The sequence below is a fragment of the Streptomyces sp. NPDC028305 genome, from assembly GCF_055569495.1.
In genome coordinates this window covers 26188-40096 of the sequence record NZ_JBVHTN010000005.1, presented here as the reverse complement: position 1 = coordinate 40096, position 13909 = coordinate 26188, and the positions used below count along the sequence as shown (strand labels likewise).

Annotated in this window: 13 protein-coding genes and 2 pseudogenes; 8 read left to right on the top strand and 7 right to left on the bottom strand. The window is 72.7% G+C overall.

What is annotated here, in order from left to right; all coding sequences use genetic code 11:
* The first annotated feature begins 12 nt into the window (after positions 1–12).
* From ACZ4WQ_RS21205 to ACZ4WQ_RS21175, 7 genes are all read left to right on the top strand, one after another.
* Entirely contained in the window at positions 13–918 is a 906-nt protein-coding gene (locus ACZ4WQ_RS21205) for a glutamate ABC transporter substrate-binding protein (RefSeq protein WP_311723817.1), read from the top strand.
* A gap of 72 nt (positions 919–990) precedes the next feature.
* Complete coding sequence (locus ACZ4WQ_RS21200; RefSeq protein WP_311723818.1) at positions 991–1638, top strand: amino acid ABC transporter permease; 648 nt, start codon at positions 991–993, stop codon at positions 1636–1638.
* Positions 1635–2576 carry an amino acid ABC transporter permease gene (locus ACZ4WQ_RS21195; RefSeq protein ID WP_311723819.1) on the top strand — a complete coding sequence of 314 codons (942 nt, stop codon included), beginning with the start codon at positions 1635–1637 and terminating at the stop codon, positions 2574–2576. Before ACZ4WQ_RS21200 ends, ACZ4WQ_RS21195 begins: the two co-directional genes overlap by 4 nt.
* A 175-nt stretch (positions 2577–2751) precedes the next feature.
* Positions 2752–4494 (top strand): FAD-dependent monooxygenase, encoded by a 1743-nt coding sequence (locus tag ACZ4WQ_RS21190; RefSeq protein WP_398373669.1) that lies wholly within the window; start codon positions 2752–2754, stop codon positions 4492–4494.
* Positions 4495–4598: 104 nt separating this feature from the next.
* A complete protein-coding gene (locus ACZ4WQ_RS21185) occupies positions 4599–4688 on the top strand; it encodes a putative leader peptide (RefSeq protein WP_352132105.1) in 90 nt (29 codons plus the stop codon).
* Positions 4689–4748: 60 nt separating this feature from the next.
* On the top strand, positions 4749–5306 hold the full coding sequence (locus tag ACZ4WQ_RS21180; RefSeq protein WP_398373668.1) for a cysteine dioxygenase: 558 nt from the start codon (positions 4749–4751) through the stop codon (positions 5304–5306).
* Positions 5307–5310: 4 nt separating this feature from the next.
* Positions 5311–5703, top strand: a complete 393-nt coding sequence (locus tag ACZ4WQ_RS21175) for a rhodanese-like domain-containing protein (RefSeq protein WP_358846260.1) — start codon at positions 5311–5313, stop codon at positions 5701–5703.
* Between the two features lie 49 nt (positions 5704–5752).
* Here ACZ4WQ_RS21175 and ACZ4WQ_RS21170 read toward each other — a convergent pair.
* The 5 genes and pseudogenes from ACZ4WQ_RS21170 to ACZ4WQ_RS21150 form a co-directional block, all read right to left on the bottom strand.
* Positions 5753–8307: pseudogene (locus ACZ4WQ_RS21170) on the bottom strand (ABC transporter permease).
* Positions 8308–8471: 164 nt separating this feature from the next.
* Positions 8472–9158: pseudogene (gene recX / locus ACZ4WQ_RS21165) on the bottom strand (recombination regulator RecX); the annotation flags it as partial.
* Positions 9077–10210 (bottom strand): recombinase RecA, encoded by a 1134-nt coding sequence (gene recA / locus ACZ4WQ_RS21160; RefSeq protein ID WP_311723824.1) that lies wholly within the window; start codon positions 10208–10210, stop codon positions 9077–9079. The gene recA and the pseudogene recX, both read right to left, overlap by 82 nt.
* 139 nt (positions 10211–10349) lie before the next feature.
* The gene (locus ACZ4WQ_RS21155) at positions 10350–11561 is read right to left on the bottom strand and encodes an AI-2E family transporter (protein WP_311723825.1); all 1212 of its coding nucleotides are present in this window, start codon (positions 11559–11561) and stop codon (positions 10350–10352) included.
* Between the two features lie 75 nt (positions 11562–11636).
* Positions 11637–11831 carry a DUF3046 domain-containing protein gene (locus tag ACZ4WQ_RS21150; protein WP_311723826.1) on the bottom strand — a complete coding sequence of 65 codons (195 nt, stop codon included), beginning with the start codon at positions 11829–11831 and terminating at the stop codon, positions 11637–11639.
* A 79-nt stretch (positions 11832–11910) separates the two neighbouring features.
* Here ACZ4WQ_RS21150 and ACZ4WQ_RS21145 point away from each other — a divergent pair, with 79 nt between their 5' ends.
* Complete coding sequence (locus ACZ4WQ_RS21145) at positions 11911–12846, top strand: hypothetical protein (protein WP_311723827.1); 936 nt, start codon at positions 11911–11913, stop codon at positions 12844–12846.
* Here the strand turns inward: ACZ4WQ_RS21145 and ACZ4WQ_RS21140 are convergent.
* A complete protein-coding gene (locus tag ACZ4WQ_RS21140) occupies positions 12843–13145 on the bottom strand; it encodes an AzlD domain-containing protein (RefSeq protein ID WP_311723828.1) in 303 nt (100 codons plus the stop codon). The two genes, ACZ4WQ_RS21145 and ACZ4WQ_RS21140, sit on opposite strands and share 4 nt — an antisense overlap.
* Complete coding sequence (locus ACZ4WQ_RS21135) at positions 13142–13882, bottom strand: AzlC family ABC transporter permease (RefSeq protein ID WP_311723830.1); 741 nt, start codon at positions 13880–13882, stop codon at positions 13142–13144. Before ACZ4WQ_RS21135 ends, ACZ4WQ_RS21140 begins: the two co-directional genes overlap by 4 nt.
* Between the last annotated feature and the right edge of the window lie 27 nt (positions 13883–13909).

Below are 13909 nucleotides of genomic sequence, written 5' to 3'. Positions count from 1 at the left end.
GAGGGATGCACGATGAGAATTCGTAAGACGGCCGCAGCGGCTTCGGTGGTTCTGGCTCTGGCGGCGACCGCTGCCTGCGGTGGCAAGGAAGGCACGGCCGGCGACAAGCCCAAGGGCGGCGAGGTCGTCAGCGGCGACTACACCGTCGCCAAGGACGTGAAGCTGGACTCGCCGACCCTCAAGGCGGCCCAGAAGCGCGGCAAGCTCATCATCGGCGCCAAGGCCGACCAGCCCTACCTCGGCTTCGAGGACACCACCGGCAAGCGCTCCGGCTTCGACATCGAGATCGCCAAGATGGTCGCCGCCGACCTGGGCTTCTCCGAGGACCAGATCGAGTTCAAGACGGTCGACTCCAACGTCCGCGAGACCTCCATCTCCAAGGGCCAGGTCGACTACTACGTCGGCACCTACACGATCAACGACGAGCGCAAGAAGCAGGTCGGCTTCGCAGGCCCGTACTACGTGGCCGGCGCGGACCTGCTGGTGCGCAAGGACGACAAGGACATCACCGGCCCGGACGCCGTCAAGGGCAAGAAGGTCTGTTCCATCGTCGGCTCCACTCCGCTCCAGGAGATCAAGAAGCCGAAGTACGGCGCCAAGACCACCGAGCTCGGCAAGTACTCGCTGTGCGTCAAGCAGCTGCTGGACGGCCAGGTGGACGCGGTCACCACCGATGACGCGATCCTCAAGGGCTACGCGGCCCAGCGTCCGAGCAAGCTCAAGGTCGTCGGCAAGCCGTTCACCGAGGAGCCCTACGGCGTCGGCATGAACAAGGACGACAAGGTGCTGCGCGACGCGATCTCCGACGCGCTCGAGAAGCACATCGGGAACGGCGACTACAAGAAGGCGTACGAGGGCACGCTCGGCAAGTCCGGCTCCGCCTACGTCGCCCCGAAGACCCCCCTGCCGCGCTACTGAGCCGGTTCTCCCCGTACGCCCTGAAGCCGGTGCGATCCGTCGTGCTGCCCTGACCGCTAGCGCGGAGAACAGATGAACCTACTCTTCGATTACTTCCCTGAGTTCCGCGACGGGTTCCTCGGCACCCTGTCGCTGACCGCGGCCAGCGCGGCGCTCGCCCTCATCCTCGGCATCATCATGGCCGGCTTCAGGGTGTCCCCCATACCGCCGCTGCGTGCCTTCGGCACCGCCTGGGTCACGCTGCTGCGGAACACCCCGCTGACCCTGCTGTTCCTGATCACGTTCTTCGTGATCCCCCAGATCCTCTTCCCCGGGACGAGCCCCTACAAGCTCGCGGTGGGGGCGCTGGGCTGCTACACCTCGACGTTCGTCTGCGAGGCGGTGCGCTCCGGCATCGGCACGGTGCCGATCGGGCAGGCCGAGGCGGCCCGAAGCCTGGGGATGACCTTCTTCCAGACCCTGCGGATGATCGTCCTGCCGCAGGCCACCCGGACCGTGATCCCGCCGCTGAGCAGCATATTCATCGCCCTCACCAAGAACTCCGCGATCGCGGGCGCCTTCAGCAACACCGAGCTGTTCAGCGTCTCGAAGCTGCTGAGTGACAAGGGGTACGCGATCGCCTGGATCTTCCTGTGGATCGCGCTCAGCTACCTGGTCATCACCTTCACCATCAGCGGGCTCTTCCGGCTGCTGGAGCGCCGCATGGAGGTGGCCCGATGAGCGCAAGCGTCCTGTACGACTCGCCCGGTCCCAAGGCCCGTATCCGCAACCGCGTGTACTCGGTCATCGGCACTCTCGCCGTGATCGGCCTGATCGCCTTCATCGCCATACGGCTGAACGACAAGGGTCAGTTCGCGCCGGAGATGTGGGACATCTTCAACTACGCGGGTGTCCAGAACGACATCATCGACGGCCTGCTGACCACCCTCCAGGTGTTCGCCGTGGCCGCGGTGCTGTCGGTGGCGCTCGGCGTGGTGCTCGCCGTCGGCCGGCTCTCGGACCACAAGTGGGTCCGAGTGTTCACGACCGGATTCATCGAGCTGTTCCGGGCCGTCCCGCTGCTGATCACCATCTACGCCCTGTGGGTGCTCTTCCTCACCTACAAGAACGATCTGGGGTTCACCGGCGACGGGACGGAGTTCTGGGCCCTGGTCGTCGGCCTGACGGTCTACAACGGCTCGGTGCAGGCCGAGGTGTTGCGGGCGGGCATCAACTCGGTGCCCAAGGGGCAGCGTGAGGCCGCCTACGCCCTGGGTATGCGCAAGACCCAGGTCATGATGACCATCCTGATTCCGCAGGGTGTCCGCGCGATGCTGCCGACCATCATCAGCCAGCTGGTGGTCACCTTGAAGGACACCTCGCTCGGCTATGTCATCACGTACCAGGAACTGCTGTACAAGATGCAGCACATCGCCGAGGTGACCGTCGTCAACGACGAGAGCCCCTACGTTCCGGTGATCATCGTCGGCGGTGTGATCTATGTGGCCCTGTGTCTGGCGCTGTCCGCCCTGGCCACCTGGATCGAGCGGCGCGGTCGGCGCGCCAAGAGCGGTATAGCGGTCGCACCGGCCGAGCAGCCGGTCGCGGCGGGAGACGCTCTGGACGTCGTCGACCAGGCCGAGGTGGCCGGACCGGCCGACACGGCGGCGAAGAACTGACCGTATACCCGGTCCGATATCCGGTCCGACGGGGGCGGTGGCGTACGCGCCACCGCCCCCGTCGCTTGACGCGGGGACCCGCAGTGGGTTGCATACTTTGTGTGATCGCGCACCGGGTTTCAACTGCCAGTTTCCTCAACTCACGTACGTCCCGCAGGGTCACCGGAACCGCGCCGTGGACCCGGTGATCGTCGCCGGGGCGGGCCCGGTCGGCCTCGCCCTGACCCTCGCGCTCGCGCGCGCCGAGGTGCCCGTCATCCTGCTCGACGAGAGCCAGGGCGGCGACGAGCGCCGCCCCGCCCGTACGGCCGTGCTGCGCCCCGACACCGCCGCCCTGCTGGAGCGGCTGGGCTGCCGGGCCGCCCACGCGGCCGAGCCGTGGACCGGCTGGCGCACCCTGCGGCGGCGGCAGCTGGTCCGGCATGTGTCCCTGGTGCCCGGTCGGCCGTTCCTGCCCGGCCGGAGGGACAGCCCCGGCGGTAACGGCTATGGCTATGACGTCGGCCCCGACGCCGGGACGGTGGGCGACGAGCCGGAGGCGGAGCTGCCCTCGCCGCTGCACCTGCCCCAGCACGAGCTCACCGGCGCCCTGCGCGCCGCGCTGGCCACCATCCCCGGCGAGGACCTGGTCCGGATCGTCCCGGGCACCCGCCTGGACACCCTGGAACAGGATCCCCGGGGCGTCAGCATCCGCACACGGGGCGCCCAGAGCACCTGGTGGCGGGGCAGTTATGTGATCGGCTGCGACGGGCCCCGGTCCACCATCCGCAAGCTCCTGGGCGTGCGCTTCCCGGGGCGCACCGCGGTGGAGCGGCACGCGGTCGCCGCGCTGCGCGCCGAACTCCCCTGGCCCGGCGAGGCCGTGCTGCACCGCTCCCCGCCGTGGCGCACCCTCGACGCGGAGGTGACCGCCCGCCCGCTGCCGCGCGGCGTCTGGCGGCTGGACTGGCTGCTGCCGCCGGGCCGCGACCTGGTCACGCCGGACGCGCTGGTCGCGCGGGTGCGCGACACCCTCACGGGGTGGTCCGGCGACCCCGCGCTCCCCTACGAGCTTCTGGACACCGGCGTGCACACCGTGCACCACCGGCTCGCGCTCCGCTGGCGCGCCGGCCGGGCCTTCCTCGCCGGGGACGCCGCCCATCTGCTCGGCGCGCTCGGCACCCAGGGGCTCGACGAGGGCATGCGGGACGTCGGCAACCTCTCCTGGAAGCTGGCCCTCGCCTGGCATCACGGGGCGTCGGACGCGCTGCTCGACAGCTATCAGGCCGAGCGGCGCGGCGCCGTGAGCGCCCGGCTGCGCGCCGCGGACCAGGCGCTGCCGCTGGTGCGGGCCTCCGGCGGCTGGCACGCGATGCGGCGCTCCGTGCTGCCCGGCGCGGTCCGTGCCCACGACGAGCTGCTCACCGACGGCCATCTGGGGCGCGGTCCCCTGGGCGAGCCACCGGTCCACCGCCGCTCGCCCCTCACGCCCGCGGCGGCCCCCGAGGGGTCGATCACAGTCGACACCGAGATCGGCGCGCTCGCCGCCGATGTGCCGGTGACCGCGTCGGACGGATCGCTCACCCGGCTGTGGGCGCGGCTGGGGCGGGAGCTGCTGGTCGTCCTCGTCGCCCCCGGCACGGGCGTGTGGGACCGCCGTCACTGGCTGCGCGCGGGGCTGATGCCCCGGCTGGCGGCGGCCGTCGCGGCGCTGCCGATGCGGGCCGAGCTGCTGGTCGCCGAGGAGTACCCGGGTGCCCCGGCCCACACCGTGCTGCTGGTGCGGCCCGACGGGCACCTGGTCGCGGCGCTGTCCGGGGTGCGCCCGGCCGAGCTGTACGCGTGCGCGGACGCGGCGCTGGGCGGGAGGGCCGCGCGGGGCGGCGGCGCAGAGGAGGCGTCGGCGGAGGCGGAGGCGGGAACGACGGCGCACCGGTAGGGCGGCGCGCGGCAGTGTGCGCGCCGGGGTGCGTGGCAGGGGGCGTCCGCGGAGTGGACAGCAGTAGTTGACCTTGCTTTCCGCCCCGTGGTTGAGTACGCCTCGTGACCGACACTCAGCTGCCGCGCTTCTGGCGGAGAGTCCATGTGGACCTCGTCCGCTACGCGGGCTGCGTCTGTCGCCCCTCCTGTTGATCGGCTTTTTCCCGCGCGGCCAGGGCCGCGCCCCTTTCGCGATCACTCAGGACGGTCTCAGTGCCCGACGTAAGCACATCCTCCCCCGCCCGGCCCTCGGCACCCGCCGGGTCCCCCGCCGACGCCTCGCCCGGCCCGGCCGAGCTCCTCGAGTTCGCCCGCCGTACCGCCGCCGACGCCGCGCTCGTCGACTCCCTCCCCCTCGACCCGGAGGGCCGCACCTGGCTGCGGCTCGAGGGGCCGGGCGGCAGCGAGGCGTGGCTGATCGGCTGGCCTCCCGGCACCGGCACCGGCTGGCACGACCACGGCGGCTCGCACGGCGCGTTCGTCACGGCGGCCGGTCAGCTGCGCGAGCAGTCGCTCGCCGCGCGCCTGCCCACCGAGGGCTGGAAGACCCTTGAGCTGGCCGACGACGTCGACCGTGAGCGGTCGCTTCCCGCCGGACAGGGGCGGGCCTTCGGACCGCACCACGTCCACGAGGTGCTCAACACCTCCACGGAGCGGCACGCGGTCTCGGTACACGCCTATTACCCGCCGCTGCCGCTGATGCGCCGCTACAGCCGCACCGGACAGGTGCTGCGGCTGGAACAGGTCGAGCTGCCGGGTGAGTGGGAGTGATCCGATGAGCGCGAAGCGGAGCATCGACGAACTGCTGGCCGAGGCCCGTACGGGCCTGGACCGCCTCGGGCCCGCGGAGGCCGCGGCGGCACAGGCCGAGGGCGGGCTGCTCGTGGACATACGGTACGCCGCCCTGCGGGAGCGCGACGGGACCATCCCGGGCGCGCTGATCGTCGAGCGGAACGAACTGGAGTGGCGGCTCGACCCGCTGTGCGACCACCGGCTGCCCGAGGCCACGGACCACGATCTGCGGATCGTGGTCGTGTGCAACGAGGGGTACGCGTCCAGCCTCGCGGCGGTCTCGCTGCGGCAGCTCGGGCTGTCGCGCGCCACAGACCTGGTGGGCGGCTTCCAGGCGTGGCGCGCGGCGGGCCTGCCGGTGAGTCCTCACCCGTGAAACCTGTGAACCCCGTGAAACCTGCGCTCCAGGCCCGTCGGCCGCCCGCTCACTCCTTGGCCGAGGCCAGGTCCACCGGACGGGCCGTCAGCGCCAGCCGCCCGGGCAGCACCGTCGCCGCGAAGGCCAGCAGGGCCGCGAGGCCCAGCACGAGCCCGTAGGCGAGCGGGACGACGGTGGGCGCCGCGCCGCCCGTCATGCCGACGCTGAACGCGGTCAGGACGGCCAGCGCCGTGCCGGTCCCCAGGACGGCCGCGATCAGCAGCAGGCCCGCCGTCTCGATCCGCAGCATCCGCAGCACCTGGCGCCGGGTGGCCCCGGCCAGCCTGAGCATCGCGAACTCCCGGCCGCGCTCGGCGGTGGACATGGCCAGGGTGTTGACGACGGCGATGGCGGTGAAGGCCACGATGAGGCCCATCGCGATGTAGTCGACCTCCGCGTTCGACCGCGCGGTCGCGGCCCGCAGCTCCTCGACCCGGTCCGGGGCCAGGACCCGTACCCCCGGAAAGTCCCGCACGGCCTTCGCCAGGCCGGCCCGCGTGGCGTGGTCCGCGGCCACGAGTACCGACGAGGCCAGCGGATTGTCGACATGCCGCGCCACCAGGTCATGGGGCATGGTCAGATCGCCGAAGCCCAGTCCGCGGGCGTAGACGGCGACGACCGTGAGGGCGGCGCGGGTGCCGTCCCCGAGCGTGAGCTTCAACGTGTCGCCGGGAGCCAGGCCCAGGCCGTCGGCCGCGACCTCGCTGACGGCCACCGTGCCGTCGCCGAAGCGGGCCAGGGAGCCGCGGGTCACGTCCGGGTCCCAGGTCCGGGTCAGCCCCTCGGGGGTGACGCCCTGAGCCGGGTACTTGTCGAGGCCGACGCGCACGGTAGTCCGCACCACCTCGGTCGCCGCCGTGACGCCCGGCGTCCCGCGGACCGCGGTGGCCGCCGCCCCGGGCACGCCCGGCCCCTGGGAGGCGAGCGTCCAGTCGGCGCGGTTGCCGTCCCTGGCCTGGCGGCGGGCGGCGTCGTCGAGCGTGGGGTGGAGGAAGAGGACCGTGGCGGCCATGCCGATCAGCAGCACGAGCGGGGTGACGGCGGTGGCCATCCGGGTGGCGTTGCCGCGCAGGTTGGCGGCGGCCAGCCGGCCCCAGGGCCGGGCCATGCGCAGCGGCAGCGCCAGGATGGCCACCGCCATGCGGACGATCAGCGGGCCGAGCAGCGCGACGGCCCCGGCGAGGACGACGACGGCGAGGTAGGTGACGGGCGTCGAGGCGGGCTCGGTGTGCAGATGGCCGAGGAGTACGACCAGGACCACGCCCCCGGCCAGCAGCGCCAGCCCGGCCAGCACCCGCCCCAGGGCCGGGCGGGGGCGCTCGACCGCGGCCTCGGAGAGGGCCTCGGCGGGCCGGATGCGGACGATCCGGCGGGCGGAGATGCGGGCCGCCGCCCAGGCGCCGAACAGCGTGGTGCCCACGGCTGCGGCCATCGGGAAGAGGCCGACCGCGAGGTGCAGGGTGGCGGGGACGGCGCCGGTCGCCACGAACCGGCCGTACAGCCAGTGGGCGAGCGGCAGTCCGGCGAGCGAGCCCAGGATGCCCGCCACCAGGCCGACGACGAGGGCCTCCCGGCCGAGGAGGCGGCGGATCTGGCCCGGGGTGGCGGCGATGGCGCGGAGCAGGGCGATCTCACGGTGGCGCTGCTGGATGGAGAGGGCGAAGGTGCCGACCACGACCAGGATCGCGACCAGCAGCGAGGTGCCGCCCATGGCGCCGCCCATGCTGACCAGGCGGGTACGGGCGGCCGCCGCGTCGGGGAACTCGGCGGGTCCGCGGTCGCCGCCGGTGTGGACCCGGGCCTTGGTGCCGCTCAGGGCCGCGGCGAGGTCCTGCTTCAGCCGGGCCGGGTCCGTGCCCGGTTCGGCCAGCACGCCGATGGCGGCGATCCGGCCGGGGCGGGCGGCGAGCCGGTCGGCCTCGGCGTCGGTGAAGAACAGGCTGGTCTGCCGGCGCAGATCGCCGTCGGCGGGCGCGGCGATACCGGTGACGCGGTAGGCGCGGGGGCGGCGGTGGACTGGACGGTGAGCCGGTCGCCGGGCTCGAGACCGGCGCGGGCCGCGAGTTCGCGGTCGACGACGACATCCCCGGCTGAGCGCGGGGCGCTGCCGCGGGTGAGGGCGAACGGGGTGAGCGGCGCGGAGCTCCAGGCGTGGCCGTACGAGGGAGTGTCGCCGGGACCGGTCAGAACGCGGTCGTCGGGCGTCACCGCGTAGGCGGGGAAGGTGAGTTCGGGGACGGCCCGGCGCACGCCGGGGACGCGCTGGACGGTGCGCACCGTGTCATACGGCAGCCAGACATGCTCGGCCAGCGGCTTGGCCTTGTGCTTGACCTTCGTCTTGCCCTTCTTGTGCTTGACGGTGGTCTTGTGCACGTTCTGGTCGGCCGAGACGACGACAGGGGTCGCGGCATAGCGCTCGGTGGCAATGGAGCCGCGCAGGCCCGTCTCCAGCAGCACACCACAGGCGGTGATCAGAGCCGAGGCGCAGACCAACGCGAGCAGCGCGCCGATGAATCCGCCCTTGCGGGCGCGCAGGGTTCGTATCGCGTAGCGCAGCATCATGGCCCGCTGCGTGGGGTGCTCTGTCATGAGCGCACCATTCCACGGGGCCGGGGTCGGGGGCGCTCCTGCCGACCGGCCTCTTGATCGTCGGGTTAACCCCCCTTCCCCACGACCGGCGGCCACCCGGTACAGGCCCTCGCCCGGGATCACCGCGACCGCCCCGGCTACGCGTCGGGCAGATGCCGCTCAAGCAGTTCCGGGTCCTCCCCCTCCTCCTCCAGCGCGCGCCGCACCACCCGCAGCGCCACCCCCTCCGCATAGCCCTTGCGGGCGAGCATCCCCGCCAGGCGGCGCAGCCGCTTCTCCCGGTCGAGGCCGCGGGTGGCCCTCAGCTTGCGCTCGACCAGCTCACGCGCGGTGCGCTCCTCCTGCTCGGCGTCGAGCTGCCCCACAGCCTCGTCGATCAGGGCCGAGTCCACGCCCTTGGTGCGCAGCTCACGGGCGAGCGCGCGGCGGGCGAGGCCCCGGCTGTGGTGGCGGGACTCCACCCAGGCGTCCGCGAACGCCGCGTCGTCGATCAGCCCGACGTCCTCGAACCGGGACAGCACCTCCTGCGCCACCTCGTCGGGGATGCCGCGGGTGCGCAGCGCGTCCGCGAGCTGTCTGCGCGTGCGCGGGGTCCCGGTGAGCAGGCGCAGACAGATCGCCCGCGCCTGCTCCTCCGGGCTGCGCGGCGGCCCCTGCTCGGCCCTCGACGAGGAGGGGGCGCCGCTGTCCGGGCCGGCCGGACGGCCTTGGCCGTCCGGCCAGTCGGTCCGCCGCGTCACGGTCAGCTCTTGGCCGCGGCAGTCTTGGCCGCCTTCGTTCCGGCCTTGGCCGCCGCAGCGGGCGCCGCCTTGGCGGGCGCGGCGGCGGGCGCGACAGCTCCGGCCGCCTCGGCGCCGGACTCGGCGGCCGGCTCCTCCCGCTTGACGCCGATGCCCAGCTTTTCCTTGATTTTCCGCTCGATCTCGTTGGCGAGATCGGGGTTGTCCTTCAGGAAGTTCCGGGCGTTCTCCTTGCCCTGGCCGAGCTGGTCGCCCTCGTAGGTGTACCAAGCGCCGGACTTGCGGACGAAGCCGTGCTCCACGCCCATGTCGATCAGGCCGCCCTCGCGGCTGATGCCCTGGCCGTAGAGGATGTCGAACTCGGCCTGCTTGAAGGGCGGCGCGACCTTGTTCTTGACGACCTTGACACGGGTGCGGTTGCCGACCGCGTCGGTGCCGTCCTTGAGGGTTTCGATGCGGCGGATGTCCAGGCGCACCGAGGCGTAGAACTTCAGCGCCCGGCCACCGGTCGTCGTCTCGGGGGAGCCGAACATGACGCCGATCTTCTCGCGAAGCTGGTTGATGAAGATCGCGGTGGTCTTGGACTGGTTGAGCGCGCTGGTGATCTTACGGAGCGCCTGGCTCATCAGCCGGGCCTGCAGACCGACGTGGGAGTCGCCCATCTCGCCCTCGATCTCCGCCCGCGGCACCAGGGCGGCGACGGAGTCGATGACGATGAGGTCGAGCGCGCCGGAGCGGACCAGCATGTCGACAATCTCGAGCGCCTGCTCGCCGTTGTCCGGCTGGGACAGGATGAGGGAGTCGGTGTCCACGCCCAGCTTCTGCGCGTAGTCCGGGTCGAGGGCGTGCTCCGCGTCCACGAACGCGACCGCGCCGCCGGCTCGCTGGGCGTTCGCCACCGCGTGGAGGGTCAGGGTGGTCTTACCGGAGGACTCGGGGCCGAAGACCTCCACCACACGGCCGCGCGGCAGGCCGCCGACGCCGAGGGCCACGTCGAGCGCGGTCGATCCGGTGGGAATCACCTCGATCGGCTCGTTCGGCCGCTCGCCCATCCGCATCACGGCGCCTTTGCCGAATTGCCGTTCAATCTGTGCGAGCGCGGCGTCGAGCGCCTTCTCGCGGTCGGTTCCTGCCATGGGTTCCACCCGGTTTGCTTGAGTCGATCGCTTCACGTCCACGACGCTAACGCCTGCCACTGACAAGCGGCCCGGACGTCCTCCGCCTGTGGATAACTCAGGCGAGATCCACCATGAGAATGGATGTTCGATTTTTGTGTCAACCACGCCGCTTCAGCATGTCCCGCGCCCGTGCCAGGGCCGACATCCCGCGCTGCCGCCGCGTCCGGCCCTTGACCCGCAGGTCGTCTGTGACGTCATACCGCTTGATGTACGCGCCGAGGAACGCCTGGAGCGTCGCGGTCGCCGGGATCGCGATCAGCGCGCCCACCGCACCGAGCAGCGCGGTGCCCGCGATCACCGAGCCGAAGGAGACCGCCGGGTGGATGTCCACCGTCCTGGCGGTGATGCGCGGCTGAAGCAGATAGTTCTCGAACTGCTGGTAGACCACGACGAAGACCAGCACCCACAGCGCGTACCAGGGCTCGACGGTGAACGCGATCAGCATCGGCAGGGCGCCTGCCATGTAGGTGCCGATGGTCGGGATGAACTGCGAGATCAGCCCCACCCAGACGGCCAGCGCCGGGGCATAGGGCACGCCCAGCCACTCCAGCAGGACGTAGTGCGCTATGCCGGAGATCAGCGCCATCAGGCCGCGCGAGTAGATGTAGCCGCCGGTCTTGGCGACCGCGATCTCCCAGGCGCGCAACACCTCGGTCTGCCGGGTCGGCGGCAGGACCGAGCACAGGGCGCGGCGCAGCCGGGGGCCGTCGGCGGCGAAGTAGAAGGCGAAGAGGGCCACCGTCAGGACCTTGAAGAGCCCCCCGAGGACCTGCGTGGAGACGTCCAGCACGTTGTCCGCGCTGTTCTTGACGTAGTTCTGAAGCCAGTCCGAGTGGAGCAGGCTGTCCTGGACCTCGACCCGCGAGAGCTCGGTGTGGAACGTCTCGTTGATCCAGCTGACCAGCTGGTCGAGGTACTTCGGGAAGTCCTCGACCATGGTCATGATCTGGTCGGCGAGCATCGAGCCGAGCAGGGTGAAGAACCCGGCGACACCGATCAGGATGCCGAGGAAGACCAGCCCGGTGGCCGCCCCGCGGCGCATGCCGCGCGCCGCCATCCGGTCCACGGCCGGTTCGACGGCGAGCGCGAGGAAGAACGCGATCAGGATGTTGAGGAGCAGTCCGGTCAGCTGGTCGAAGGCCCAGGTGGCCAGTCGATAACAGGCCACCAGGGCGAGCGCGAGCACCATGGCGCGCGGCAGCCAGCGCGGCATGCGCGCGTCGGGCCGCGCCCCGGGGGCGGCGGCAGCCTCGGGGCTGGCGGGGACGCCGTCGGCGTCGGGCGGGAGGGTCTCTTCTGCTGGGGCCACTGGGCAAGTGTGGCGTACATCCGTGGAAGAATTCCGGCCACCCCGCAACTCCGGGGCCGCGGGCCCGGCGGCCGATCAGCGCTTGTCGGCCGGAATCTCCAGGGCGACGCACACCCCGCGCCAGACGGCCTTGGCCTCCCAGCCGGCGTCCAGCGCCTGGTGCACGGTACGACCACCGAGCTCGGACATCACATGATCACGTGCGAAGGAGTCCGCGTACCCCTCTCCGAAGTAGTCCGCCATCCGCTGCCAGAAGTCCGTCAACCGCATGCGATCAGTATCGCGCTCCTGGGAGTGCAGTCGGACGCGAGCCGCCGTGCGACAGCGCTTTGCGGCCTACGGTCGGCCCATGGACCGATCCGCAGCAGTCCCCTCCTCCCCGCTCGCCCGCGCCGAGCAGTTCGTGTGGCTGACCGCCCGGGTGCTCGAGCAGCGCAGATTCGCGTACCACTTCCTGGGCGGCGGCGCCGATCCGGTCGAGACCGCGCTGGCCGCGTACCTGGGCGACGACGGGGGCTACGGCCACGCCCTGGAGCCGGATCTGCGCGGCCCGCACAGCAGGCCGCAGCACGCCGCGCACGCGCTGCGCGTCCTGGACGGGATCGGCCGCTGCGCGGGGCGGCGCGTGGAGCTCCTGTGCCGCTATCTGACGGAGATCACCACCCCGGACGGCGCGCTCCCGGCACACCGCCCCGCCCCGCCCGGCGCCGCGGTGGCCTCCTGGAATCCCGCGGCGGACGGCTCGGCCGGCGATCTGCGCGCCACCGGTCCGGTGGTGGGCCTGCTGCACCGCAACGACGTGTGGCACGCCTGGCTGTTCCGGGCGACGGACTTCTGCTGGGCGGCCGTCGCGGCCCTGGCGGAGGGCGCCGCGCCCCGTCCGCGCGAGGTGCTGGCGGCCGCCGCCTTCCTCGACGGGGCGCCGGACCGCCCCCGAGCGCTGGCGGCGGCGGAGCGGCTCGGGCGGCGGGTGCGCAAACTGGGGCTGGTGACGCTGGACCCCGAGCCCGCCGAGGACCGTCCGCCCGCCGAGGGCCGCGCCCCGGGCGAGCGGATCTTCGTACACGAGATGGCGCGCACCCCGGACTCGTCGGCCCGTCCGTGGTTCACCGACGCCGAGGTGGAGCGGTCGCTGGACTTCCTCGCCGCCTCCCAGGGCGAGGACGGCGGCTGGCCCCTCCCCCACCTGCGCCCGGGCCCGCCCGGTGCGGCCCTGGAACGGCGGCCGATCGTAACCATCGAGGCCCTGCTGACGCTGCGCGCGTACGGCCGCGCTCTGGACTAGAGCGCCCGTACACCCGCGGTGACGATCACCGCGACGGCGACCACCACCAGAAAGGGGGCGCGCAGCACCAGGGCGAGCGCCGCCGCGCCGAGCCCGGCCGCGCGCGCGTCGAGGACCAGGTGCTGCCCGTCGCCGAAGGTCTGCTGAGCGGTGAGCGCGGCCAGCAGCGCGACGGGGAGCAACGCGGCCAGGCGCCGGACGGCCGGGCGCTCGAGGGCCCCGGCGGGCACCGAAAGGCCCAGCAGTTTGGCCAGGTAGCACCCGGCCGCGGTGACGCCGATGGCGATCCAGGTGCTCAACGGACCCCGCCCTCCCCGGTGGCGCGCCGGGCACGCAGGCCTTGGGCGGCGAGGACGGCGGGTGCGGCGAGCGCCGCCACCAGGACCGGCACCCCGGCGGGCAGCAGCGGCAGACAGCCGAGGACGAGCAGCACCCCGAGGCCGGCCGCGGCCCGCTCGACCGTGCCGCGGAGCATGGGCGCCAGCAGGGCGAGGAAGACCGCGGGCCCGGCGGCGTCCAGGCCCCAGGCGGCGGTGTCGCCGAGGGCGTTCGCCCCGACGGCGCCGGCCAGCGTGGTCAGGTTCCACAGGACGTACAGGCTCAGGCCGGTGACGGTGAAGCCGAGCCGCGCGGTGCGCCGGTCGGGCTGCGCGAGGGCGACGGCGGAGGTCTCGTCGATGACCCAGTGCGCGGCCAGCGGACGCACGGGCCGGGGCAGTCCGAGGAGGCCGGACAGCCGCAGCCCGTAGAACGCGTTGCGCACGCCCAGGAAGAACGCCCCCGCGGCGGCGGTGAGCGGGTTGCCGCCCGCCGCCAGCGCACCGACGAGGGCGAACTGCGAGGCGCCGGTGAAGACGAGGAGGCTGAGCGCGCAGCTCTGCGCGATGCTGAGGCCGGCGCCCGCCGATGTCACGCCGAAGGCGAAGCCGGAGAGCCCGACCGCGACCCCGACGCCCAGCGCGTCACGGACCACGGCCGCGCTCGCCTTGGGCTCGGAGCCGATACGTATGTCGATCTGTTCTGCCACGCCCCGCACGTTAGGAGACCGGATGGCGCCCGGTCT

Excerpts from the sequence above, each read along its gene's own strand:
- ACZ4WQ_RS21150 (WP_311723826.1), bottom strand. The coding sequence starts at position 11,831 with ATGCGGTTGACGGACTTCTGGCAGCGGATGGCGGACTACTTCGGAGAG.
- ACZ4WQ_RS21200 (WP_311723818.1), top strand. The coding sequence starts at position 991 with ATGAACCTACTCTTCGATTACTTCCCTGAGTTCCGCGACGGGTTCCTC.
- ACZ4WQ_RS21195 (WP_311723819.1), top strand. The coding sequence starts at position 1,635 with ATGAGCGCAAGCGTCCTGTACGACTCGCCCGGTCCCAAGGCCCGTATC.
- recA (WP_311723824.1), bottom strand. The coding sequence starts at position 10,210 with ATGGCAGGAACCGACCGCGAGAAGGCGCTCGACGCCGCGCTCGCACAG.
- ACZ4WQ_RS21175 (WP_358846260.1), top strand. The coding sequence starts at position 5,311 with ATGAGCGCGAAGCGGAGCATCGACGAACTGCTGGCCGAGGCCCGTACG.
- ACZ4WQ_RS21205 (WP_311723817.1), top strand. The coding sequence starts at position 13 with ATGAGAATTCGTAAGACGGCCGCAGCGGCTTCGGTGGTTCTGGCTCTG.
- ACZ4WQ_RS21145 (WP_311723827.1), top strand. The coding sequence starts at position 11,911 with ATGGACCGATCCGCAGCAGTCCCCTCCTCCCCGCTCGCCCGCGCCGAG.